The organism is Halorarum halophilum (assembly GCF_013401515.1).
Classification (GTDB): Archaea; Halobacteriota; Halobacteria; order Halobacteriales; family Haloferacaceae; genus Halorarum; species Halorarum halophilum.
On record NZ_CP058529.1, the window covers coordinates 2,596,397 to 2,619,452 of the forward strand.

Here is a 23,056-nt window from a genome sequence, read left to right on the forward strand (position 1 = left end):
ATGTCAGGACAGGCCCCGGAACCGATCGGAGGTGCGCAGCCGTGAGGAGCGGGCCGCGGACGGTCGTCGTCGACGACTCGCGATTCATGCGGGGACTCATCACGGACATCCTCGAGTCCGGCGGGGTCGAGGTCGTCGCCGAGGCGGCCGACGGCGCCGAGGCGCTGTCGGTGGTCGCGGACGTCGACCCGGACGTGGTGACGATGGACGTGGAGATGCCGCGGATGAACGGCATCGAGGCGGTCGAACGGCTCATGCGCGAGCACCCGACGCCGACCCTCATGCTGTCGGCGTACACCGAGGACGGCGCCGAGGAGACGTTCGCCGCGCTCGACGCGGGCGCGGTCGATTTCTTCGCCAAACCGGGCGGCGAGGTGTCGATGGGCGTCTCACGGATGGAGGAACAGCTCGTCGAGACGGTTCGATCGGTCGCCGAGGCCGACATCAGCGGGGGGCGGACGAGCGGCGCGGCGGTCGCAACGGCGACGCACGGCGGGACCGCAACCGAGACGAGACCGGTCGGCGGCGTCGAGCCGAACACGACGGTCGTCATCGGCTCGTCGACCGGCGGCCCGGACGCCGTCGAACGCGTGCTCTCCGCGCTTCCCGGCGGGGAGGATCTCAGGGTACTCGTCGTCCAGCACATGCCCGAGGCGTTCACCGGTCGGTTCGCCGACCGCCTCGACGCGGCGTGTGAACTCGACGTCGCGGAGGCGACGGACGGCGCGCGCATCGGCCGCGGCGAGGTCCTCGTCGCCCGCGGGGGCGAACACATGAAGGTCACGCGGTACCGCGACGGCCGACTCCGCGTCCAGTTGATCGACGAGGACCGCGGGCAGAACGTCCGCCCGTCGGTCAACGTGACGATGGAGTCGGCGGCCGCGACGATCGACGACCCGCTCGTCGGCGTCATCCTCACGGGGATGGGCGACGACGGCGCGACCGGCGTGCGGGCCATCTCCGAGGCCGGCGGCCGCATCATCGCGCAGGACGAGGCGACCTCGGTCGTCTACGGGATGCCAAAGCGGGCGGCCGCCACGGGGCGCGTCGACACCGTGCTCCCGCTGGACGACGTCGCCGGCGGCATCGTCGGGGGTGCCTCGTAATGTCCGACGCACACATCCAGGCGTTCGTCCGCGAGAGCGAGGAGGGGATCACCGAGCTGAACAACTCGCTGCTGGCGCTGGAGTCGGACCCCGACGACGCGGCGGCGATGGACGCCATCTTCCGGACCGCCCACACCCTGAAGGGGAACGCGGCGGCGATGGGGTTCTCGAAGTTCTCCGGGCTGGCGCACGCGATGGAGGACCTGCTCGACGAGGTCCGGGACGGCGACATCGACGTGTCCGCCGACCTGATGGACCTCCTGTTCGAGTGCGTGGACCACCTCGACGCCATGCTCGGCGACATCGACGAGACGGGCGACACGAACGTCGACCCGAGCGACACGGAGGAGGCGCTCAGGACCCTAGCGGAGGACGGCGTCGGAGCTCTAGACTCGGATTCGGACGACGGGACCGCGGAAATCGACTCGGAAGCGAAATTGGACAAAACCGATAGCGGGCTCGGCGAATTGGAGGGCGAGGACGGCGGCCCCGTCGACTTCGATCACGGCCTCGGCCCGGCCGACGACGAGGGCGTCTACCGCGCGGCGGTGACGCTCGCGGAGACCGACATGCCGGGCGTCGACGCCATATTCCTCCTGCGGGCGGTCGAGGGATCGTTCGGCGACCTCGCGACCGACCCCGACCGCGAATCGCTCGAGGACGGCGCGGGCGCGGACGGCTTCGACCTCTACCTGACTGCGCCCGGCGCCGACGAGGTGGCGGCCGGACTCGAGGCGGTCGGGCAGGTCGACTCGGCCGACATCGCCGTCGTCGAACCGGCACCCGGCGAGGACGGCGGAACCGACGCAGAATCGGGCGCGGAACCGCCTGCCGAACCGGACGTGGAGGACCCCACCGCCGCCGAGGAATCGGACGACGGCGGCGCCGATCGGAGCAGTAGCTCCTCCTCGGACACCATCTCGTCGGTCCGCGTCGACGTGGACCAGCTCGACGACCTGTACGGGCTCGTCGAGCAGCTGGTGACGAGCCGGATCAAGCTCCGCCGGGAGATGGAGGAGTCCGGCATCGACTCGGGCAACCTCGACGAGCTCGACAAGATCAGCTCGAACCTCCAGAACACGGTGATGGACATGCGGCTCATCCCGCTGTCCGCGGTCGTCGACACCTTCCCGCGGCTCGTGCGCGACATCGCGCGCGACCAGGACAAGGAGGTGAACTTCGACATCGACGGTCGCGACATCGAACTCGACCGCACCATCCTCACCGAGATCAGGGACCCGCTCGTCCACATCCTCCGCAACGCCGTGGACCACGGCATCGAGGACCCGGCCGAGCGCGAGGCCGCCGGGAAGGAGTCGACGGGTACCATCGAACTCCGCGCGGACCGCGAGCGCGACCACGTCACCATCGTCGTCGAGGACGACGGCGGCGGCATCGACGCGGACGCGCTCCGCGAGAAGGCCGTCGAGAAGGGCGTGAAGACGCCCGCGGAGGTCGAGGCGATGGACGACGACGAGGCGCGGGAGCTCGTCTTCCACCCCGGCTTCTCCACCAACGACGAGGTGACCGACGTGAGCGGCCGCGGCGTCGGCATGGACGTGGTGAAGACCACCGTCAAGGAGCTCGACGGGGCCGTCTCGCTCACCTCGACCCCCGGCGAGGGCACGCGTTTCGAGATCCGCCTGCCCGTCACGGTCGCCATCGTCCGCGTAATGTTCATCGAGGTGGACGGCGTCGAGTACGGCGTTCCGATCAAGAACATCGCGGAGGTGTCGCGCGCGACCGGCGTCGACGTCGCCCACGGCGACGAGGTCGTGCGCCACGACGACGACATCTACCCGGTGGTCCGCCTCGGCGAGGTGTTCGCCGACGTACGCGCCGGTGGCGGCGCCGCGAGCGCCGTCGCCGACGGCGGGAGCGACCTGCCGGAGGGCGAGCTCGCCGGGGCCGACGCGGCCGCCGACGGAGCCGACCACACCGACGGGATGCTGTTGCGCATCCGCGAGGACAAGCGGCCCGTGGCGCTCCACTGCGATGAGGTGCTCCACCAGGAGGAGGTCGTCGTGAAGCCGCTCGAGGGCATCCTCTCGGGGACGCCCGGCCTCTCGGGGACGGCGGTCCTCGGGGACGGCGACGTCGTGTCCATCCTCGACGTGGAGACGCTGGGGGACCGCCGATGAGCACGCTGGACGGGGACGACGGCCTCTCCCGGGTCATCCGCTACGTGGAGGACGAGGTGCCGTTCGAACCGGGCTACTACAACCAGGCGTACCTCGGCAGGCGCATCGCCGCGCGGATGCAGCGACGGGACGCCGAGGACCACTCTGAGTACCTCGGAATCCTCCGCCGCGACGACGACGAGCGCGGGAAGCTCCTGGACGCGCTCACCATCAACGTCACCGGCTTCTTCCGGGACCCGGACATGTGGGCGGACCTCCGCCCGGTGCTCCGGGAGCTCTCGGCCGACCGGCGACGGGTGGACGCGTGGAGCGCCCCGTGCGCCGACGGCAGGGAGCCGTACTCGCTCGTGATGCTCGCGACGGACGACCCCGAGGTGAACGAGCGCCGCCTCAGCGTCACCGCGTCGGACATCAGCGAGGAGGCGCTCGCGGCCGCACGGGCCGGCGTGTACGAGACCACCCGGACGACCGACATCGGCGAGCAGCTCGGCCCCCTCTCGGCGTACGAGCCGTACGTCGAGGAGGACGGCAACGTCTTCCGGGTGCGCGATCCGGTGAAGGAGCGCGTCACCTTCGAGACGCGGGACCTCATCGACGACGGACCCCGATCGAACGTCGACCTGCTGTTCTGCAGGAACCTCCTCATCTACATCGACACCGCGTTCAAGGAGGGGCTGTTCGAGACCCTGCAGGCGTCGCTCCGCGAGGGCGGCTACCTCGTGGTCGGGAAGACCGAGACCGTCCCGCCGGGCTGTCGCGACTCGTTCGAGCCCGTGGCGAAACGCAGCCGGATCTACCGCTACACGGGATAATGTCGCTCTACCGCCTCGCCCGTGACAACGACATGGAGGAGCTCTGCGACAGGGCGAAGGGGAGCGGGAGCCCCGCGGTTCGACGGCGCGCCGCCCTGATGCTCGGCGACGTCGGCGACGTCGAGGACGACCGGACCGTCGACGTGCTTATCCACCTCGTCACCGACGACGACGACGACCGGGTCCGCGCGGCCGCCGTCGACGCGCTCGACGACCTCGGCAACGAGGCGATCGAGCGCCTGCTCGCCAGGACCGCCGGCGTCGACCCGAACGGCGCGAACTGGGCCGCGGTCCGGGCGTTCGCGAAGGCGCTCTCGGCGGACATCCCCGAGTTCCGGATGGCCGCGGCCAACGCGCTGGGTCGCATCGGCGACTCCGACGCGGTCGGCCCGCTCGTCAAGCGCCTCGAGGACCCCGACCCGCACGTCCGCGAGCGCGTCTGCCACGCGCTGGGCCGCATCGGCGACCCGCGTGCGGTCGGGAGGATCGAGGCGAAACTCGACGACGACCACGGCGCGGTGAAGGCGGCCGCCGCGGACGCGCTCGGCACGATCGCCACCGGACCCGCGCTCGCGGCCCTGGTCGACCTGCTGGAGGACGAGAACCCCTCCATCCGCCGGGTCGCGGCGAGCGCGCTCGGCAACGCCACCAGCGCGAAACCGGTTCCGCGGCTCGCGGCGGCGCTCGGCGACGAGCACGACACGGTCCGCCGCGCGGCGGTGTTCTCCATCATCGAACTGCTGGCGAACGCGCCGACGAAGCAGTCCCACCAGGTGCGCGAGGCGGTCGTCTCGGAACTGCGCGAGGCCGACGACGAGACGGTGCTCGGGCCGCTGGTGGAGATCCTGGAGGAGGCGTCCCAGGTCCGCCAGCGTCGCAACGCGGTCTGGTTCCTCGGGCGCGTCACGAGCGAACAGCCGCCCCAGGTGGTGATCGACGCGCTCGTCGAGGCGCTCTCGGACGAGGACAAGATGACCGCCCAGTTCGCCGCGACGAGCATCGCCGAACTGGAGGGTCTCAACGTCGAGTCGACGCTCATCGAACTGCTGCGCGACGACGACGCGTCCGTCGAGGCCCGCGCGAAGGCGGCCTTCGCGCTCGGCGACGTTGGCGGCTCGCGGGCCCGCGAGGAGCTCGACCGGATCACCGACCTCGACGGCGTCGACAAACAGATCAGGAAACGGGCGTTCGCCGCCCTCTCCAAGCTCGGAGGTGTGAGAGCATGAACGAGCAGAACGGCGAGGAGTACAAGGTCGCGGACACGCGCGGCCGATTCGCGCAGGCGGTGCGCGGCGGCCGGAAGCTGAACGACGTGTCCTGGACGAACGGGCGCATCATCCTCTCGAACAAGCGCATCGTCCTGGTCACGAACGAGGGCAAGCGCACCATCGCGCTCTCGGCCGTCGAGGGCATCGGCGGGCGCTTCGACGCCAGCCAGGAGGTCGCGCGCGTCTCGAACTACGTCAGCATCAGGCTGGGCGAGGAGGTGTTCCTCCTCACCTCGGAGAACCACGACGAGTTCCGCACGAACCTCTACCGCGCGTTCCTCGACCGGCGGGTCATCTACGCGCGGCACCCGGCCGTCGCGGGCGGCGTGGTCCAGGACACCGAGTGGGAGCAAGCCCGCGTGAAGGTGGAGGCAGACGGCATCAGCATCGCCCAGCAGAGCGGGGCGTTCGTCCGGCTCGAACTCGACGACATCGGCACGCTGGAGGAGGCGGAACGCACCGTCTTCGACGAGAAGCGGACCGTCATCGAGGCCGAGCACACCGACGACGACGGAACCAGCGTCCAGACATACCTCTCGGGCGAGCCGTGGCACGTCGCCGTCATCAAGTCGTACCTCAAGCAGCGCCAGGAGCAGACCCAGGGCTCGATCGACCTGAGCGAGTCCGAGCGCGAGGTGCTGATGGCGCTCTACTCCGGCGTGTCGTCGTTCGAGGTGCCGAACTTCCTCGGCATGGACGTCGACCGCGTCGAGGAGACGTTCGAGCGCCTCGTCGAACTCGACGTGTTGGAGGAGGTGCGGACGCGGCGTGAGGTGAACCTGATGCCGCGCGGCCGGAACATCGCCAGCGAGGCGATGAACGAGCAGTGACTCCCGGGGCCGTTTCCGATTTCGGGTTCGGTTCCGTGGTCGCTGACTAAACCTAACCTCGACAGCCACGGCCTCTTTCATATCGACGGTGTCGAGGGCAACACCTTGATGGAGCGAGACGACGAAAACCGGGCATGTCGGCGTCCTACGGTCCGGGGTTCCGCTCGTTGACGAGCGAGGTCGCCGACCACCGCCCGCCGGTGGAGGGGTCGATCCCCGAGTGGCTCTCGGGGACGCTCGTTCGCAACGGACCCGGTCGCTTCGACGTCGGGTCCGAACGCCTCACCCACTGGTTCGACGGGTTGGCGATGCTCCGTCGCTACGCCTTCGACGACGGCGAGGTCACCTACTCGAACAGGTTCCTCCGGACGAACGCGTACGAGGACGCGTTGCGCGGGTCGCTGACCGGGCAGTTCGCCACCGACGCGCGCGGCTGGCGGAAGGTCCTCTCGTGGCTCCGGTCGCTCGGGCCGCCGGACAGCACGGACAACGCGAACGTCCACGTCGCCCGTCTCGACGGCGAGTACATCGCGCTCACCGAAGCCCCGCGCCGCGTCGCCTTCGATCCGCGGACGCTCGGAACGCGCGGGGAGTTCACGTTCGAGGACGAACTGACCGAACACGTCGCGACCGCGCACCTCGTCGACGACCCCCACCGAGGGGAGTGGGTGGGGTTCGCGACCCAGTTCGGGCGCCGGCCTCGGTACCACCTCTACCGGGTTCCCGAGGGGAGCAGGTCGCGGGAGATGATCGCGTCGATCGACGCCGACGGGCCGGCGTACGTCCACGACTGCAGCGTCACTGCCGACCACGTCGTCGTCGTCGAGACGCCGCTGGTGATCTCCGTGCTGCGGGCGCTCAGCCCGTTCTCCGAGGGTGTCCTCGACGCGTTCGACTGGCGACCCGAGCGGGGGACGCGCGTGCTGGTCGTCGATCGGGAGGCCGGCGACCTGGTGGCCGACCCGACGCTCCCGCCCGCGTTCGTGTTCCACCACATCAACGCCTACGCCGACGGCGACGCGGTGGTACTGGACCTTGTCGAGTACCCGAACGCGGACGTCGTAGACGCGATGCGGCTGGACGATCTCGACGGCGACGGGTCCGATACCGAGTCGGGGTTCCCGGACGTTCCGGACGGGTACCCTGTACGGTACCGAATCGACACGCGACGCGGCATCGCCGATCGCGCTCGACTCCATCCGACGGCGATGGAGATGCCGCGCGTCCCACGTCGTGTCGTCGGCCGCCGGCATCGCTACGCATACGGTCAGGGGACGGACCGCGACGGCGCGACCGGCCTCGTGAAACTCGACTGCGAGGCCGGAACGACACGCGAGTGGTGGGAGCGGTCGGTGTTCGTGGAGGAACCGATTCCCGTACGGCGACCGGGTGGGACCGACGAGGACGACGGCGTGGTGGTGGCGACGGCGCTCGACACCGACCGCGAGCGGACGCTCCTCCTCGTCTTCGACGCCGCGACGCTCGACCTCCGGGCACGGGCGGTCCTCCCGCACGTGGAGCCGTTCGGCTTCCACGGCCGGTTCTTCGCGGAACCGTGATCCCCGATCGAGGCGGTCCGCTCGCCGATCGAACGGACCTGCGAACCGGAGCCAGGATACCTCAGGTGTTCACGGACTCGATCCGCTGGCCAACCACGACCCGGCCCTTCGCGGTGAGCTTCGTCCCGGTGTCGGTGTCCACCACGATGCCCTCCTCCGCGAGCCCGTTGAGGAGCATCGTGAGGCGCTGCGGCTCGATGTCGACGATGGAGGAGAGCGAGACGCCCTCGCCGGCGGAGTAGAGCGCCACGAGCACCTCCAGTTCGTCCTCGTCGAGGCTGACGTCCGCCAGTTCCTCCTGCACGTCCGCGTAGCGCAGCCGGATGTACCGGCCGAGCAGGTTCGTCTTCCGGCCGGAGCCGATACCGACCTCGGAGGTGGCGGCCGTGCCGTCCTCGATGTGCCGGAAGGTGACGACCGGCCGGGGGCCGTTGCCCAGGTCGCGGTCCTCGCGCTCGACCGAGATGACCGTCTCCAGGTCGACCGTGAACGGGCCCTCGTCGCGCTCGAAGGTGAGCGACCCGTGCTGGAGCTTCAGCGACGCCTTCGTCGGCGCCGCGTCCGTTACCCGGCCGCCGATCCGCGCCGGGTGGCGCACGAGCACGCCGGTCCCGTTGAGCAGCACCTTGAACAGCACCGTGCCGAACCGGTCGATGTTGGTGTTCGACCCCTCGATGGCGGCGACGCGGCGCTCGTCGCCGACCCGGTAGGCGACGGTGACGGTGTCGTTGAAGTAGCCGGCCATCTCCGGGGGAACCTGTCCCACCTTCACGTCGAACACCGACGAGAGGGGGATCGTCTCCTTCAGGCCGTCCGCCGCGAGCACGAGCCGTCGCTGGCTGAGGATGATGCGTCCGGTGGGGGGGTCCCCCGTGACGCCGGGCGCGAAGAACCGACCGACGAAATCAGCGACGACCGACTCGCTCATAATCCCCGCAACACCCCGGTTTACTTCACCGTTTCGGGCGCCGTATCCGAATCGATACCCCGACTACGGGCCGACTGACCCGCGAACGTCGGCGATCGGCGCCCGCGAACCGGCCGTTCGGCTGGGGATGGGCTGGGCGTCTGGACGGCCTCTCCTGCCGCCACCACGAACGGTTTTCCCCCCGCCCGCGCTACCGTCACCCAGCGAATGACGCACTTTCCGGAGTTCGAGGTGGTCCCGGCGGTCGACGTGAAGGGCGGCGAGACCGTCCAGCTGGTCGGCGGCGAGCCGGGGACCGGGTCGCGGTACGGCGATCCCGTCGAGGTCGCGGAACGGTGGGTCGCGGCGGGGGCGCGGACGCTCCACCTCGTCGACCTCGACGGCGCGTTCGTCGGCGAGCGGACCAACGCCACGGCGCTCTCGGCCATCGTGGACGCCGTCGGCGACGAGGTCGGGGTGCAGGTCGGCGGCGGCATCCGGACCGCGGCCGACGCCGAGCAGTTGCTCGACGGCGGCGTCGACCGGGTCATCCTCGGCACCGCCGCCGTGGAGACCCCCGACATCGTGGCGGAGATCTCCGCCGACCACCCGGGGAGCGTGGTGGTGAGCCTCGACGCGAGGGACGGCGAGGTCGTCGTCTCGGGCTGGACAGAGGGGACGGGACTCGACCCCGCGGAGGCCGCCGCGCGCTACGAGGACCTCGGCGCGGGTGCCATCCTGTTCACCGACGTGGACGTGGAAGGCCAGTTGGAGGGCGTGAACCGCGCGGCCGTCGAGCGCGTCGTCGACGCGGTGGACGTCCCGGTCGTCGCCTCCGGCGGGGTCGCCTCGCTGGACGACATCCGGGAACTGCGGGAGGCCGGCGCGGCGGCCGTCGTCGTCGGGACCGCGCTCTACGAGGAGCGGTTCACCCTGCAAGAAGCGATGGAGGTCTGAGCGCCGGCCGCACCTCCGTTCTCCGTCCCGGTTCAGTTGCCGAGTACCCGGGAGATACCGGCGACGGCGAAGGTGGTCGAGAGTGCTATGAGCGCGACCCCAGCCACCACCCCCACCGCCGTCGCCGTGGAGATCGAGACCGAGCCGCCGGCGAGCGCGAGCATGGCGGGAAGTTCCGAGCGCATGGACGAGTACCCACGGCTGGCGAGGACATGAACCCCGAGCAGACGGCCGTCTGACGCGTCTGACGGGCGACGGACGGCGTTTGAACGTTACGGCCGACCATAGTCGAGGACGCTGTATTCCGACCTGACGGCCGAACCGCGTGACCGTTTCCTCGGCAAGCCCCGAGCGCGTCACTCGCCCCCACGGTTCCGCAATCGTCTTGGCGCGCCACCCCGAGGAGCGCCCATGAGCGACCGCACGGCCGCCGTCACCCGCGAGACGGCGGAGACGGAGATCGAGGTCACGTTGGCCATCGACGGCGACGGGGAGCACGAGGTCGACACGGGCGTCGGCTTCTTCGACCACATGCTCGCCGCGCTCGCGAAACACGGCCTGTTCGACCTGACGGTCCGCTGTGACGGCGACCTGGAGATCGACGAGCACCACACCGTCGAGGACGTGGCCATCGTCCTCGGGCGGGCGTTCGACGAGGCGCTCGGGGACAAGCGGGGCATCCGCCGGTACGCCGACCGCCGGGTCCCGCTGGACGAGGCCGTCGCAGCCGTCGTCGTCGACGTCTCCGGTCGCCCGCACTTCGAGTGGACGGGCGAGTTCTCCCAGGACCGCGTCGGCGAGTTCACGAGCGACATGGCCCGCCACTTCGCCTACTCGGTGGCGATGAACGCCGACCTGACCCTCCACGCCGAGGTCGAACGCGGTCGAAACGCCCACCACGAGGTCGAGGCGCTGTTCAAGGCGCTCGCCCGGACGCTGGACGACGCGACGCGGCTCGACGAGCGCCGGAGCGACACGCCGAGCACGAAGGGCGACCTCTGAGACGCCCCGAGATCCCATCCGACGGGGCGGGTCCCGTGTAGACGGCCGGAGTTTCCACTGCGAACGCGACCCGTCCCACGTGGTCGGAGACGGACCCGATGCCTCGTCCCTCCACGTCGAACCGTCGAGAACGGCCCAGTATCCCGTAAACACCCCTAATAAAGGCGGCAGCGAACGGAATCCCATGTGGATTCGACTGGCGACCCCGAACGACGTCGGCGGGATTCAGGCCGTCGCACGGGACTCGTGGGAGTCGGACTACCCGTTCCTCTCGCGCGAGTCGCTCCAGCAGGGGATCCACGAGTGGTACACGGACGACCGGATCCGACGGGCGCTCTCGGACCCGTTGACGCTGCTCCTCGTCGCCGAGGAGGACGGACGGGTCGTCGGCTTCTCGCACGCGTGGGCGAACTTCCGGCAGCGAGCGGGGAACATCCTCCGCATGTACGTCCATCCGGGGTATCGGGGACGCGGGATCGGGCGGGCGCTCTACGACGAATCGGCGGCGACGCTCGCCGCCGAAGGGATCGTCAGTCTCCAGGCGGAGACCCTCGCGGAGAACCCGCTCGGGAACGAGTTCTACCGCGGTCTCGGGTTCGTCAAGACCGGCGAACAGTGGACGAACGTCGGCGGGAACTGGCTGCTCGAGAACACCTACGCCCGCGAGGGGATCGGACGGGAACCAGACGAGCGACGGCGAATCGCCTCACGGTGAGGGGAACACGGCCCCGTAGCACGTCTTCCGACGACGTCACGCCTTCGTCAACTTCCCCTTCTCGTCGGACAGTATCCCGCGTTCGACCGCGTAGTCGAGGATCTCCTCGACCTGGGCGGTCTCGAGTTCGTAGGCGCCGCTCGCGAGGTCGACGACCTCCCCGCGGTCGACGGGGAACTCGCGGTTGTTGAGCAGGCGCATCACGGTCCGGAACTCCTCCGGTTCCTCGGCGCGCCCTCGGCCGGTCCCCCCGCCGCTCCGGGACGAGTCGCCGTTCGCGGACGCGGCGGCGTCCTCGTTCCGATCGGCCCCTTCGGTGCTGCCATCGTCACCGCGTCCGTCGCCCACGTCGCGTCCGTCGTCGTCTTCCCCGTCGTCTCCTCCGCCGGGTTCGTCCCCCTGCGGCGGGGCGTCGGTGGCCCCGGCGTCCGCGTTCCCCCGGCGATCGTCGGTCGAGCGCGGCTCCCGGCGTGCCCCGGAGTCGATGATGACCGCGTCGTCGGCGGGGGAGACGGGGTTCTCGGAGCGCGCGGACGCCTGCGCGCCGTCCTCCGGGCCGTCGTCCTCGTCGTCTCCGGCGGTCCCGGACGGTCGCGACGCGTCTCGGAGGGCCGCCCCGGAGGGTCGATCGGTGTCGTCGACGCCGAGTCGAGCGAGCAGCGGGGCGGTCACGGCGTCGAGCGTGTCGCGACAGTTCCCGCACAGCACCACGCGGACCTGTTCGTCGGGCGTGGGGTCGAGTTCGTCGGGGAGGACCTCGTAGGCGCCGGCCGCCCGCGCGCCGCAGAAGTCGCAGTCGAGTTCGCGCATGAGGGGTGCCTCGAACGCGGGGGGTATGGGTCTTCCGTCGTACGCACGGCGGACGCGGGAAGGGAACCGCAAGGTCGTCCTCGACGGCGCGTTGCCGACCGACCGACGGGATGCTGGACCGAACAGGGTCGTAGCTCCGGCGACGCCATCGCGGTCTGCCCGTCCGGGGGGCAGCGAACCCCGTTCCGACGACTGTAGGGCTCGTTCGCCCTTCGCATCCCGACCCCGTCTCACCGCGACCCGGAATCGATCGACGAACACCGAACGATTATGTCCGCCGGGGCGGGACCACGAACAGCGATGTTCGACGAGATCATGGGGAAGTTCGAGGGCTCGCCGGGCCAGCAGACGGTCATCCGGCTGTTGCTCGAACGGGGCTTCTCCGTGAACGACGAGGGACGGGTCGTCTCCGGCGGCATCGAGATCGCGGACACCGGCATCGCCCGCGAGGCCGACGTTGACCGGCGGGTCGTCGACGCGACGACGACCGCCATCCTGGAGGACGAGGAGCTCCGGCGCATCTTCCGCAACATCACCGCGATCCCGAGCCTGATGGACCTCGCGCCGGTGCTCGACCTCACGGTGCTGACGGTGGAGGTCGGCGACCCGGACGCCTCGGGCATCGTCGCAGACATCACCGGGATGCTCGCGGACGCCGACATCTCCCTCCGGCAGGTGCTCTCGGACGACCCGGAGTTCGCCGACGACCCGAAGCTGTACGTCATCACCGACGAGGAGATCCCGGGCGACCTGCTCGTGGAGATCCGGCAGTTGCCGTACGTCCGGAGCCTGGAGTTCTGATCGCGAGCGGCAGGCGGTCGCCGTGAGCGTGTTCTGACCACGAGCGGCAAGCGGTCGCCGCGAGCGTGATCCGACCGCGAGCAGGACCTATTACCTCGAACGAGTTCCGATTCGGGGCTACGTCAGGCGCCGCGAGTTCGGTCATCTATCAACCGGATGTAACACACGATACGTCCGGATACGCCCACGTTCTCGACGATGTATGTGGATTTGCGGACGAACCCGGCGCCATTCTTAGATATCCGTGAGTCCAAACGCGGGGGGAGACTGAACTCATGGGAACCGACAGGGAGCGAAAGATGGAGTCCCGGACGATCGAGGGCACGGAAACGCTCGTCAACGTAAAGGTCGGCGAGATATTCATCGACATCCCCGCCGCGAGCGCACGGTACATCCGCGTTAGGGAGGGCGACGTGGTCCGGGAGGGCGACATCCGCGCGCGAGCGGAGGAGGAACTCGAGTCCCCGTCGCTCGGGAAGTGGACGATCGAGACGATCGGCCCGGAGACGGTCATCGGGACCGACCAGGAGACGGGCGAGCGGCGCGAGTGGGAGCGCAAGACGCTCGAACAACAGCTCGCGACCGGCGGGCTCAGCACGAACCTGACCGACTTCGAACGGGTGAACGTGACGGACCGGAAGGGGGAGGAGGCGGAGGAGCGATCCGTCGTCGCAGTCGTGTACGGGAACGACGGGCGGAAGTTCACCCGGACGTTCCGTCCCGTCGACGGGGAGGCCGACGGGGACGAACGGCAGCTCGAACCGACGGACGCCGACGAGCGCGTCGAGGAGTTCGGGGCCGAACTCCGGGAACGGTTCGACCGGGCGGTCGAACTCGCCCTGCGAAACGAGGGCTACGCGATCTGACCGGCGGAACTACGCCCCCCGAACGCCCCCGAAATGGCCCGGCGGCGATACGCCGCCCGGTGTCGGTCGGTACCCCGTTCGCGCCGGACGGTCTACTGGGTCTGCACTTGCAACCCCAGTCGCCGAGGTATGCGCGTCCCAATCTCGACGGGAGCTTCCAATGTCACAACCACCCCAGGGCGTGCCGACCGCTGGCGCGCCGGAGGAACCACACACGTCGAATCGTTCACCCACCACAGGTCTCGACTCGTGGGAGCGGGTGGCCTCCGCGGCGGCCGGCGGGGCGCTCGTCGTCCGTGGCCTCCGCCGGCGCTCGGCGGGCGGGGCCGCGATGGCGCTCGCCGGCGGCTGGCTGCTCGCCCGCGGCGTCAGCGGACGCGGTCGCCCGGTCCGGGCGTTCGGCAAGGGCACCGGCGGCGAGACCGACCGGGAGGGCCACGGACCGCCGGCCGACGCGCCCGAGGTCGAGCGCTCCGTCACCGTCGGGAGGCCCGCGGACGAACTCTCCGAGGTCTGGCACGACCCGGAGCGACTGTCGCACATCGCGGGCCACTTCGCCGAGGTAACCGGGGCGGGCGTGGAACGCCTGCACTGGACGGTGCCCGGCCCACTCGGTCGTACCCTGTCGTGGGAGACGCGGGTCGTCGAGGAACGACCCGGCGAACTCCTTCGGTGGGAGTCGCTCGACGGCGCGTCGGTGCCCAACGAGGGCGAGATACGCTTCGAACCGGCGCCGGGCGATCGGGGGACGGAGGTGACGCTCCGCGTCCGGTTCGACCCGCCGGGCGGCGGGTTCGGCGACGCGGCGATGCGGCTCCTCGGTGTCGTGCCTGACACGCTCGTCGGCAAGACGCTCCGCCGCTTCAAGAGCCTCGCCGAGACTGGCGAGGTCCCGACGCTCGCGGGGAACCCGTCCGCTCGCGGGAGCGGTGATCTGGTGTGAGGGGGGATCGTTCGTGAGGGCGCTCTGCTGGCACGACGTCGACGACCTGCGGGTGAACGACGTCCCCGAGCCGGAGATCGTCAGCCCACGCGACGTCGTCCTCCGGGTGCGGAAGACCACGACCTGCGGCTCGGACCTCCACTTCATCGACGGCTACCTCCCGACGATGCGCGAGGGCGACGTCATCGGCCACGAGTTCATGGGCGAGGTCGCCGAGGTCGGCCGGAAGGTGGACGGGGTCGAGGAGGGGGACCGCGTGGTGGTTCCGTCGTTCATCGGCTGCGGCAACTGCGGCTACTGCCAGGGCGACCTCTGGTCGCTCTGTGACAACACGAACCCGAACTCCGAACTCCAGGAGCCGGTGCTCGGCGACACGACCGCCGGCATCTACGGCTACACCCACGCCTTCGGCGGCTACGCCGGCTCGCACGCCGAGTACGTCCGGGTGCCACACGCAGACAGCAACTGCTTCCACGTCCCCGACGAACTGACCGACGAGCAGGCGCTGTTCGCCTCCGACGCCTGGCCCACGGGGTACATGGGCGCGGACTTCTGTGACATCCAGCCCGGCGACACCGTCGCCGTCTGGGGTTGCGGCGGGGTGGGGCTGATGGCACAGGAGAGCGCGGCCCTGATGGGCGCAGAGCGCGTCATTGGCATCGACCGCTTCCCCGAGCGGCTACGGATGGCACGCGATGAGGCGGGCAGCGAGACCATCGACTACACCGAGGTCGACAGCGTCGTCGACACGCTGAAGCGGATGACCGGCGGGCGCGGCCCCGACGCCTGCATCGACGCCGTCGGGATGGAGGCGCACGGCACCGGTGTCGTCCACAGCTACGACCGGGTGAAGCAGTCGCTCCGGCTCCACACCGACCGCGGCGAGGCGCTTCGCCAGGCTATCGTCGCCTGCCGGAAGGGCGGTACGCTGTCGATCCTGGGCGTCTACGGCCTGATGGACAAGTTCCCCCTCGGGATCGTCATGAACAAGGGGCTCACCGTGCGGACCGCCCAGCAGCACGGCCAGCGGTACGTCCCGCAGCTGCTGGAGCACGTCGAGGAGGGCGAGATGGACCCGTCGTACCTGGCGACCCACGAGTTCCCGCTCGAGGACGCGCCCCGCGGCTACGAGCTGTTCAAGCACAAGGAGGACAACTGCGTCAGGGCGGTGTTCACGCCCTGAGGGCCGTGCGGTTCGGGTTCGGTTGGAGCGTCCGTCGAACGGGAGCCCGGAACCGACGCCCTCTTCGCGCCCCCGGCCTCACCACCCGCCATGGACGACCGCACGGCGACCGTGCTCCGGGTGCTCGCGGTGCAGGCGGCGATCGTGAGCGCCGCCATCCACCTCCTCGAGGGACTACCGAAACTGGCGGTGTACCTCCCCATCCTCTCGTTCGCGGACCCGCGCCCGTACCTGTTCGTCCCGTCGGCGCTGCTGCTCGTCGGGCTGGCGACGGTCATCGTCCGCGGCGCCCGTCACCGGCGGCTCTACTCGCTGTCGGCGGGCGTGCTGCTCGCGTACACCGTCGGCTACGCCTGGTGGCACCTCACCGACCACGGGGGGCTGGTGCCGAGCCACGAGGTGACGAACCCGGTCGGGGAGATCGCGGCACACCTCGCGACCGACCCGGTCGCGTTCGTCGCGTTCGCCGCCCAGGTCGTGGGGGTGGTCGCCTTCCTCGCGCTGTTCGTCGCCGACCCGGAACTCCCGCAGCACTCGACGCGGGATGCCGGCGCCGCCGCAACTTCGGACACCCGCGCTGACGCGGCCGACGCCGCGAGCGAGCACGCGGGCGACCGCGCCGACGAGTAACCCTTTGGGGCCGCGCCCCGGACTCGGGGTATGGAGCCGTACCGGACCGTCGCCGGCCGCGCGTCGGCCGAGTTCGAGGTGCGCGGCTCGCGATTTCTCGGCCACGTCGCCCCCGTCGACACCGTCGCCGAGGCCGAGGCGTTCGTCGAGGCAGTCGAGGACGAGTACGACGACGCCACCCACAACGTCCCCGCGTACCGCGTCCCCGCCGGTGATGGAACGGCATCCCCCGGCGAGGTCATGCTCCGCGAGTACTCCAGCGACGACGGCGAGCCGACGGGCTCCGCGGGCAAGCCGGCGCTGAACGTCCTCCAGCAGCGGGACGTCAGGAACGTCGTCGCGGTCGTCACGCGCTACTACGGCGGGACGAATCTCGGCGTCGGCGGACTCGCACGCTCGTACTCCCGTGCGGTCAAGGAGGGCCTCGACGCCGCCGGCGTCGTCGAGGACGTTCCCCACGAGCGGTTCGCCGCCACCACCGAGTACGACGACTCGGGGACGGTCCGGGGCGTCCTGGAGAGCTCCGGGGTGGAGTTCGACGCCGACTACGACGCCGACGTCACCTTCGCCGTCCGCGTCCCCGTCGAGGACGCGAACGCCCTCCGCGACAGGCTCCGCTCCGCGACGTCCGGGCGCGTGGACATCGACCGGGACGGATGACCGGGTGACCGAGTAGTCCCTTCTGGAGCAGTCTCGATCGGGAGAGGCAGAGGCGCCGACGGACCGTGAGAATCAGCCGTGCGGGCGGGGGTCGCCCGCGAACCGTCCGGGTATCAGTCGGTCGTCGGCGTCGCCGACGTCGGTTCGGTGCGGTCCCCCTCCATCTCCCTGCGGTTCCGCAGCGTGAGCATCCCGAAGATCACCGCGCCGACGGCGCGGAGGACGAGGTCGAGCGTCAGTATCTCGACGCCGACGTTCGTCCCCGCCGCCGAGAGGAGCGTGAACGCAGGGTCGAGTAGCATCTGCGGTGCCATGAGCAGCACCGACGAGAGGGCGAACAGCAGGCGTGCGCCCCGGTCGACCGGCGAGTAGAAGTGGCCGATGATGGTCGGCCCGAGCGCGAGCACGCCGAGGAAGACCCCGGCGATGGGGACGACCACCTCCGGAATGAAGAAGCCGAGATCCGCCACGTCGGCGAGGTTGATGATGTGGTACTCCTCGGTGCTCTCGCCGCGGATGAGCAGGATGCCCGGCGAGAAGACGAAGGCGAACGGGACGATCGCCTTGTTCAGGGAGAGCGAGAACGCCTCGACGCCCGTCTTGAACGGGTCGGACTTGGCGACGCCGGACGCGGCGTAGGCCGCGACGGCGACGGGCGGGGTGATGTCGGCGATGACGCCGAAGTAGAGGATGAACAGGTGCGCCGCGAGCAGCGGGATGTTCGCGAGTTCGGAGATGGCCCCGCCCAGCAGCGCGATGAGGATGATGTACGTCACTGTCGTGGGCATCCCCATCCCGAGGATGATCGAGGAGATGGCGGTGATGACCAGCAGCAGGATGAGCGAGTCGCCGGCGACGGCCCCGATGAGCGAGACGAGGTTCGGCCCGAGGCCGCTCACGCTGATGACGCCGGGGATGACGCCGGCGGCGGCGACGGCGATGACGACGACCGTCGCCGTCCGCGCGCCCGACTCCATCGCCTTCAGCACGAACGTGCCGAAGCGGTAGGCGTTGTTGTCGGCGAGCGAGCGACGGCCGAACGTCTCGGCCGTGTTCTCCGCCGCGTCGTCGACGGCGGCGTCGTACTCGAGCAGCGGCGACCGGAGGCGCGGCCGAGCGAGCAGGAACGCCGCGCTCACGAGGACGATGATGGTGCCGAGCTGTCCTGCCGCGACGTCGAGTGCGGCGCGAAGCGACGTGCCGCCGGTTCCCCCGCCGGTCAGCGCGCCGACGACCCCGGCGCCAGTCAGGTAGTTCGCGGCGGTTTCGAGCGCGAACAGGGCGGCGATGGTCCCGAGCAGCGGGAGCCGCGTCCGCTCGTTGTAGGCGGCGACGAGCGCGATGAGCGCGACGATGGCGACGATGGTGTACCACGCCGAGCGCGCGACGGAGTACCGGATCCCGATGAGGTAGACGAGCAGCAGCACGATGGGGGCGAGGTAGAACCAGCCGCGCTTCAGGTGCTTGCCGACGGCGACGAGTTCCGAGGGGTCGACGCCGCCGATCCCCTCGCGCGACGCTTCGAGGTGAACCATCACCCACACGCCGAAGAAGAAGACGATGGCGGGGACCGTCGCGGCGATGATGACCTCGTCGTACGGCACGCCGACGAATTCGACGATGAGGAACGCGGCCGCACCCATCACGGGCGGGAGGATCTGCCCGCCGGAGGAGGCGGACGCCTCGACCCCGCCGGCGAACTCCGAACGGTAGCCCGATCGCTTCATCAGCGGGATCGTGAACGCGCCGGTCGTGACGGTGTTGGCGATCGACGACCCGCTGATTGTCCCCATGAAGCCGCTGGAGAGGATGCTCGCCTTCGCCGGGCCGCCCTTCCGCGAGCCGGTCATCGAGTAGGCGAGGTCGATGAACCACTGGCCCGCGCCGCTCATCTCGAGGAACGCGCCGAAGAGGATGAAGATGTAGATGAACTGGACGCTCACGCCGACCGGGATGCCGAAGACGCCGTTCGCGGTGTTGTACCAGAGGTTCTGGACGACCGACTGCCACGTCGCCGACGGCGTCGAGAGGATGCCGAGATACGGGATGTCCTGCGGGATGCGTCCCGCGTACCGGGCGTAGAGGATGAACGAGGAGACGATGAACATCAGCAGCGTTCCGAGCGTCCGCCGCGTCGCTTCGAGGACGAGCAGGATGCCGACGACGCCGAGGACGAAGGCGTACGACACCTCGTCGAGCGGAATCCCGAGCGCCGCGACGACGTCGACGACGGGGGCCAGATACGGTACCGCCTCGCCGATGGGTCGACCGAAGCTCAGTCCGAGCGACCGCATCGTCTGGATCTCGTCGTAGTCGGTGATCATGTACGCCGCCGTCGCCACCGAGAACAGCACGAGGACGAGGTCGACGGGCGTGATGCGGTCGCGTCCCGGGTCGGCGACGGCCCAGCGAACGCCCGAGCGGACGCCGGTCGCCGCCCGCGTCGCCGGGTGGGTCGACCCGAAGCGGCGTTCGAGCCCCGGAACGACGCGCGCGAGCCGCCGCGCGAAGAAGCCGTCGGCCGACGTCGGCGGGTAGAGCATGAAGGCGAGGACGAGCGCGAAGACGACGTGGATCGCGCGGATCTGGAGCTGCTGGAGCGCGGCGAGGCGGACCGTCCCGAGGACGGGCAGCGTCACCTCGAAGATGAACCCGCGCGCAGCGAGCCACATCTGGAACGCGGAGAAGAGCACGCCGACGACGGCGACCACGACGGCGCCGGCGCCGCGGAGGCTCCGCTTGCGTTCCAGCTCATCGAGCAGTTCCTGTTTCTCCTCATCGGAGAGTTCGTCGTCCTGGGGTTGGGTGTCGTCGACAGTCATGGCGTGAGTCGCTGTAGTGTACTGCGGCGTTCGAGGTGGATCCGAACCGTGCCGTCCGAGAGCGCGACGAGGTCGTACGTCTCGTCACCGACGAGGAGCCTGTGGTCGGCGACGTCGCCGGGCGAGACGTACAGTTCGGACAGCCGCACGTCGTCGGGTCGGGAGACGAAGCTCCCGTTCTCGCGGGTGACGTTCGCCTGCGCCGGGAACCCCCAGCCGTACGACGCGAACTCCATGCGCGTCATCACGAGCCGGTCGCCGCGGACGGCGTATACGTCGCGGACGGGGCTCCCCTCGACGCTGTGATCGTACGCGAGCGTCACCGTCGTCCCGTTCTCGACCGGTTCGGTGAGCAGTCGCTCGCCCGTGTCGGCGTCTTCGACGACGAGGACGCGCTCGGACTGAACCGCAGCGGCGCCGCCGACGGCGACGAGGACGAGAAGCGTGGCGAGCGCGAACGCGAGCGACCGCCCTCCGAGACGGTCGCTCATGGCCGGTGCGAAGAACGCGTCGTCGGTCGGAAACTCATCTGTACGAGTGGGGAAACCGCGGACGGTGAGCGGTCTTCGGGGTGCTCGGCGGTCCGATTAGCTGTCGGTGGCGGTCTCGGTGGTGCCGGTTTCGGTGGTACCGGTCTCCGTGGCGCCCGTTTCGGTACCGTCAGTCCCGGTGCCGGTATCGCCGCCGGCCGAGTCGAAGTACGCCTGCGCGCCGGGGTGGAGTTCGATGGACATGCCGTCCTGAGCGGTGTCGGCGGTGATGAACTCCTGCTTGATGTTCAGCTGGTCGGTGTTGTCGAAGATCGCCGCGGTGACCGCCTCGACGACTTCCTCGGACTGGTCGGCGTTCGTCGCGATCATCGCCTGCACGGCGACCGTCTGGACGGCCTCGTCGATGCCGTCGTAGGTGCCGGCGGGGATCTCGTCGTCGGCGAAGTACGACCCCGCGTCCTTGACCTGCTGGCGGGCGTCGCCGGAGATCTCGACGAGCCGGATGTCGCTGTTGGTGGCGAGGTCCTCGATGGCGCCGACCGGCCATCCGCCGACGACGAACGCCGCGTCGACGTCGCCGTTCTGGACCTGCTCCGCGGCCTGCGAGAAGTCGGTGTTCTGCTCGGTGTAGTCCTGGATGCCGACCGCGTCGAGGATCTGCTTCGCGTCGACCTGCGTCCCGCTTCCGAGGTCGCCCGTGTTGACGGTCTTCCCTTCGAGGTCCTGGATCGTTTCGACGTCGGAGTTAGCCGGCGTCACGACGTGGATGGTCTCCGGGTACAGCGTCGCGACGCCCCGGATGTTCGGGATCGCGTTCCCCTGGAACGCCTCGATGCCCTCGCCGTTGACGGCGAAGTAGGCGACGTCGTTCTGCAGGAGCGCGAAGTCCGCGCTGCCGTTGCCGAGGCTGCCGGCGTTCTCGACGCTGGCACCCGTCGACTGCACCTGTAGGCTGTAGTCGGTGTTCCCGTCGACGATCTGCTTGAACTGGTTCGACAGCGGGTAGTACGTCCCACCGGTCCCGCCGGCGTGCCAGGATAGCTGGTTGTTGCCGCCGTTGCCGCCGTCGTCGCCGTTTCCGCCGTTGCCACCATTGCCACCGTTTCCGCCGTCGTCGCCGTTTCCGCCGTTGCCACCGTTACCGCTGCAGCCGGCGAGGCCGAGGAGGCCGACGGTCCCGGTCGTTGCGATAAACTTCCGCCGATCGAGATAACGAGCCATACGTTCAATTGCTGTCGGCGAATATTTAGCAGTGTCCCTTCATCCTGGAAGTTTGGGTAACAAATGACAACAAGTGCCACGGCCGCTCGAAAACCCGGCAGTCCGACACGGGGGGACGTAGCTTCACGGGGGAGCAGTTCCACCGGTCCCCATGAGCGACCCGGACGCCGTCGCCGTCGTGGGCGGCGGCATCGTCGGCTCGGCCGTGGCGTACCACCTCGCTCGCGAGGGCGTGGAGACGACCCTGTTCGATCGCCGGGACGAGGGGCGGGCGACAGACGCCGGCGCCGGCATCGTCGCCCCCGCGACCAGCAGTCGGACCGGCTCCGTGCCGTGGTTCGAGTTCGCCGTCGAGGCGGCCGACCACTACCCCGACCTCGTCGCCGCGCTGGAGGCCGACGGCGCGACCGACCACGGGTACGTCCGGGCCGACCTCCTGAGCGTCGCCGTCGACGCGGACGAGGTCGACCCGTTCGAACGGGCGAAGCGCCGGACGGAGCGACGCGCCGAGGAGTACGGCACCCCCGAACCGGGGACGTTCGAGGAGCTCTCCATCGACGAGGCCCGCGACCTGTTCCCCCCGCTGAGCGACGCCGAGCGCGCGATGGTGTACCGCGACCAGGCGCGGGTCGACGGGCGGGCCTTCGCGGCCGCGTTGCGGACCGCCGGTGAGTCCCACGGCCTCGCCGTAGAACACGCGGACGTGACCGATATCCGGACGGAAGACGACGGCGCCGGCGGCACTGGGGACGAAGCCGTCACGGGCGTCGTCGCCGACGGGGACTCCCGCGACTTCGACGCGGTCGTCGTCGCGGGCGGCGCGTGGTCCGGAACGTTCGGCGACGCGCTCGGGCTGGAGGTTCCGGTCGAACCACAGCGCGGACAGATTGTCCACCTCGCGGTCGACGCCGACACCGCGGGCTGGCCCATCGTCAGCCCGTTCCGACACAAGTACATGGTGTCCTGGCCGGACGGCCGCGTTGCCGTCGGGGCCACCCGCGAGGACGGCACCGGATTCGTGCCGCGCGCCACGCTCGAGGGCCTCCACGACGTGTACGGCGAGGCGCTCCGCGTCGCCGACGGTCTCCGGGACGCCGAGCCGGTCGAGACCAGGGTGGGCCTCCGGCCGGTCGCCCGCGACGGCCTCCCGATCCTCGGCCCGACGCCCGACGTGGCGGGCGCCTTCCTCGCGACCGGCCACGGACCGACCGGGCTCACGCTCGGCCCCTACAGCGGGAAGGTCGTCGCCGACCTCGTCCGGGGCGTCGACCCGGACGCGGACCTGTCGGCGTTCGACCCCGCGCGCTTTCGGTAGCGATCGAAGCGGCCCGC

At 70.1% G+C, this 23,056-nt stretch carries 22 protein-coding genes; 16 read left to right on the forward strand and 6 right to left on the reverse strand.

Features of this window, described 5'->3' with window-relative positions:
* The first annotated feature begins 86 nt into the window (after positions 1 to 86).
* The 6 genes from cheB (at position 87) to HUG10_RS13095 (ending at position 7,716) form a co-directional block, all read left to right on the forward strand.
* Positions 87 to 1,106 carry a chemotaxis-specific protein-glutamate methyltransferase CheB gene (cheB, locus tag HUG10_RS13070; protein ID WP_218780703.1) on the forward strand — a complete coding sequence of 340 codons (1,020 nt, stop codon included), beginning with the start codon at positions 87 to 89 and terminating at the stop codon, positions 1,104 to 1,106.
* Positions 1,106 to 3,247, forward strand: a complete 2,142-nt coding sequence (locus HUG10_RS13075; protein WP_179169996.1) for a chemotaxis protein CheA — start codon at positions 1,106 to 1,108, stop codon at positions 3,245 to 3,247. Before cheB ends, HUG10_RS13075 begins: the two co-directional genes overlap by 1 nt.
* Positions 3,244 to 4,059, forward strand: a complete 816-nt coding sequence (locus HUG10_RS13080) for a CheR family methyltransferase (protein WP_179169997.1) — start codon at positions 3,244 to 3,246, stop codon at positions 4,057 to 4,059. Before HUG10_RS13075 ends, HUG10_RS13080 begins: the two co-directional genes overlap by 4 nt.
* Positions 4,059 to 5,285: a HEAT repeat domain-containing protein gene (locus HUG10_RS13085; RefSeq protein WP_179169998.1), complete on the forward strand. Its 1,227-nt coding sequence runs from the start codon at positions 4,059 to 4,061 to the stop codon at positions 5,283 to 5,285. Before HUG10_RS13080 ends, HUG10_RS13085 begins: the two co-directional genes overlap by 1 nt.
* Positions 5,282 to 6,157, forward strand: a complete 876-nt coding sequence (locus HUG10_RS13090; RefSeq protein WP_179169999.1) for a CheF family chemotaxis protein — start codon at positions 5,282 to 5,284, stop codon at positions 6,155 to 6,157. The genes HUG10_RS13085 and HUG10_RS13090 overlap by 4 nt, the downstream gene beginning before the upstream one ends.
* A gap of 134 nt (positions 6,158 to 6,291) precedes the next feature.
* Complete coding sequence (locus tag HUG10_RS13095) at positions 6,292 to 7,716, forward strand: carotenoid oxygenase family protein (RefSeq protein WP_179170000.1); 1,425 nt, start codon at positions 6,292 to 6,294, stop codon at positions 7,714 to 7,716.
* Between the two features lie 61 nt (positions 7,717 to 7,777).
* Here HUG10_RS13095 and HUG10_RS13100 read toward each other — a convergent pair whose 3' ends face one another.
* Positions 7,778 to 8,644 (reverse strand): CheF family chemotaxis protein, encoded by an 867-nt coding sequence (locus HUG10_RS13100; protein ID WP_179170001.1) that lies wholly within the window; start codon positions 8,642 to 8,644, stop codon positions 7,778 to 7,780.
* 207 nt (positions 8,645 to 8,851) lie between these two features.
* Between HUG10_RS13100 and hisA the strand changes: the two genes are divergently transcribed.
* Positions 8,852 to 9,580, forward strand: a complete 729-nt coding sequence (gene hisA, locus HUG10_RS13105) for a 1-(5-phosphoribosyl)-5-[(5-phosphoribosylamino)methylideneamino]imidazole-4-carboxamide isomerase (RefSeq protein ID WP_179170002.1) — start codon at positions 8,852 to 8,854, stop codon at positions 9,578 to 9,580.
* Between the two features lie 32 nt (positions 9,581 to 9,612).
* Here hisA and HUG10_RS13110 read toward each other — a convergent pair whose 3' ends face one another.
* A complete protein-coding gene (locus HUG10_RS13110; protein ID WP_179170003.1) occupies positions 9,613 to 9,765 on the reverse strand; it encodes a hypothetical protein in 153 nt (50 codons plus the stop codon).
* 226 nt (positions 9,766 to 9,991) lie between these two features.
* On the opposite strand from HUG10_RS13110, the gene hisB reads away from it, so the two are divergent.
* Together hisB and HUG10_RS13120 are read left to right on the forward strand one after the other, a co-directional pair.
* On the forward strand, positions 9,992 to 10,582 hold the full coding sequence (gene hisB / locus HUG10_RS13115) for an imidazoleglycerol-phosphate dehydratase HisB (RefSeq protein ID WP_179170004.1): 591 nt from the start codon (positions 9,992 to 9,994) through the stop codon (positions 10,580 to 10,582).
* Positions 10,583 to 10,766: 184 nt separating this feature from the next.
* Positions 10,767 to 11,297: a GNAT family N-acetyltransferase gene (locus HUG10_RS13120; protein WP_179170005.1), complete on the forward strand. Its 531-nt coding sequence runs from the start codon at positions 10,767 to 10,769 to the stop codon at positions 11,295 to 11,297.
* A 36-nt stretch (positions 11,298 to 11,333) separates the two neighbouring features.
* Here HUG10_RS13120 and HUG10_RS13125 read toward each other — a convergent pair whose 3' ends face one another.
* The gene (locus tag HUG10_RS13125; RefSeq protein ID WP_179170006.1) at positions 11,334 to 12,107 is read right to left on the reverse strand and encodes a hypothetical protein; all 774 of its coding nucleotides are present in this window, start codon (positions 12,105 to 12,107) and stop codon (positions 11,334 to 11,336) included.
* Positions 12,108 to 12,407: 300 nt separating this feature from the next.
* On the opposite strand from HUG10_RS13125, the gene HUG10_RS13130 reads away from it, so the two are divergent.
* From HUG10_RS13130 to HUG10_RS13155, 6 genes are all read left to right on the forward strand, one after another.
* The gene (locus HUG10_RS13130) at positions 12,408 to 12,908 is read left to right on the forward strand and encodes an amino acid-binding protein (protein ID WP_179170007.1); all 501 of its coding nucleotides are present in this window, start codon (positions 12,408 to 12,410) and stop codon (positions 12,906 to 12,908) included.
* Positions 12,909 to 13,183: 275 nt separating this feature from the next.
* Positions 13,184 to 13,774 carry a hypothetical protein gene (locus tag HUG10_RS13135; protein WP_179170008.1) on the forward strand — a complete coding sequence of 197 codons (591 nt, stop codon included), beginning with the start codon at positions 13,184 to 13,186 and terminating at the stop codon, positions 13,772 to 13,774.
* A 160-nt stretch (positions 13,775 to 13,934) separates the two neighbouring features.
* A complete protein-coding gene (locus HUG10_RS13140; RefSeq protein WP_179170009.1) occupies positions 13,935 to 14,717 on the forward strand; it encodes an SRPBCC family protein in 783 nt (260 codons plus the stop codon).
* Positions 14,718 to 14,730: 13 nt separating this feature from the next.
* Positions 14,731 to 15,900 carry a zinc-dependent alcohol dehydrogenase gene (locus tag HUG10_RS13145; protein ID WP_179170010.1) on the forward strand — a complete coding sequence of 390 codons (1,170 nt, stop codon included), beginning with the start codon at positions 14,731 to 14,733 and terminating at the stop codon, positions 15,898 to 15,900.
* Positions 15,901 to 15,990: 90 nt separating this feature from the next.
* Positions 15,991 to 16,530 (forward strand): hypothetical protein, encoded by a 540-nt coding sequence (locus HUG10_RS13150; protein WP_179170011.1) that lies wholly within the window; start codon positions 15,991 to 15,993, stop codon positions 16,528 to 16,530.
* A 30-nt stretch (positions 16,531 to 16,560) separates the two neighbouring features.
* The gene (locus HUG10_RS13155; protein WP_179170012.1) at positions 16,561 to 17,190 is read left to right on the forward strand and encodes an IMPACT family protein; all 630 of its coding nucleotides are present in this window, start codon (positions 16,561 to 16,563) and stop codon (positions 17,188 to 17,190) included.
* 113 nt (positions 17,191 to 17,303) lie between these two features.
* Here HUG10_RS13155 and HUG10_RS13160 read toward each other — a convergent pair whose 3' ends face one another.
* The 3 genes from HUG10_RS13160 to HUG10_RS13170 form a co-directional block, all read right to left on the reverse strand.
* Positions 17,304 to 20,012: a TRAP transporter permease gene (locus HUG10_RS13160; protein ID WP_179170013.1), complete on the reverse strand. Its 2,709-nt coding sequence runs from the start codon at positions 20,010 to 20,012 to the stop codon at positions 17,304 to 17,306.
* Positions 20,009 to 20,503, reverse strand: a complete 495-nt coding sequence (locus tag HUG10_RS13165; protein ID WP_179170014.1) for a DUF1850 domain-containing protein — start codon at positions 20,501 to 20,503, stop codon at positions 20,009 to 20,011. Before HUG10_RS13165 ends, HUG10_RS13160 begins: the two co-directional genes overlap by 4 nt.
* 96 nt (positions 20,504 to 20,599) lie before the next feature.
* On the reverse strand, positions 20,600 to 21,724 hold the full coding sequence (locus tag HUG10_RS13170; protein WP_179170015.1) for a TAXI family TRAP transporter solute-binding subunit: 1,125 nt from the start codon (positions 21,722 to 21,724) through the stop codon (positions 20,600 to 20,602).
* A gap of 151 nt (positions 21,725 to 21,875) precedes the next feature.
* On the opposite strand from HUG10_RS13170, the gene HUG10_RS13175 reads away from it, so the two are divergent.
* Positions 21,876 to 23,039, forward strand: a complete 1,164-nt coding sequence (locus HUG10_RS13175; RefSeq protein ID WP_179170016.1) for an NAD(P)/FAD-dependent oxidoreductase — start codon at positions 21,876 to 21,878, stop codon at positions 23,037 to 23,039.
* Positions 23,040 to 23,056 lie beyond the last annotated feature (17 nt).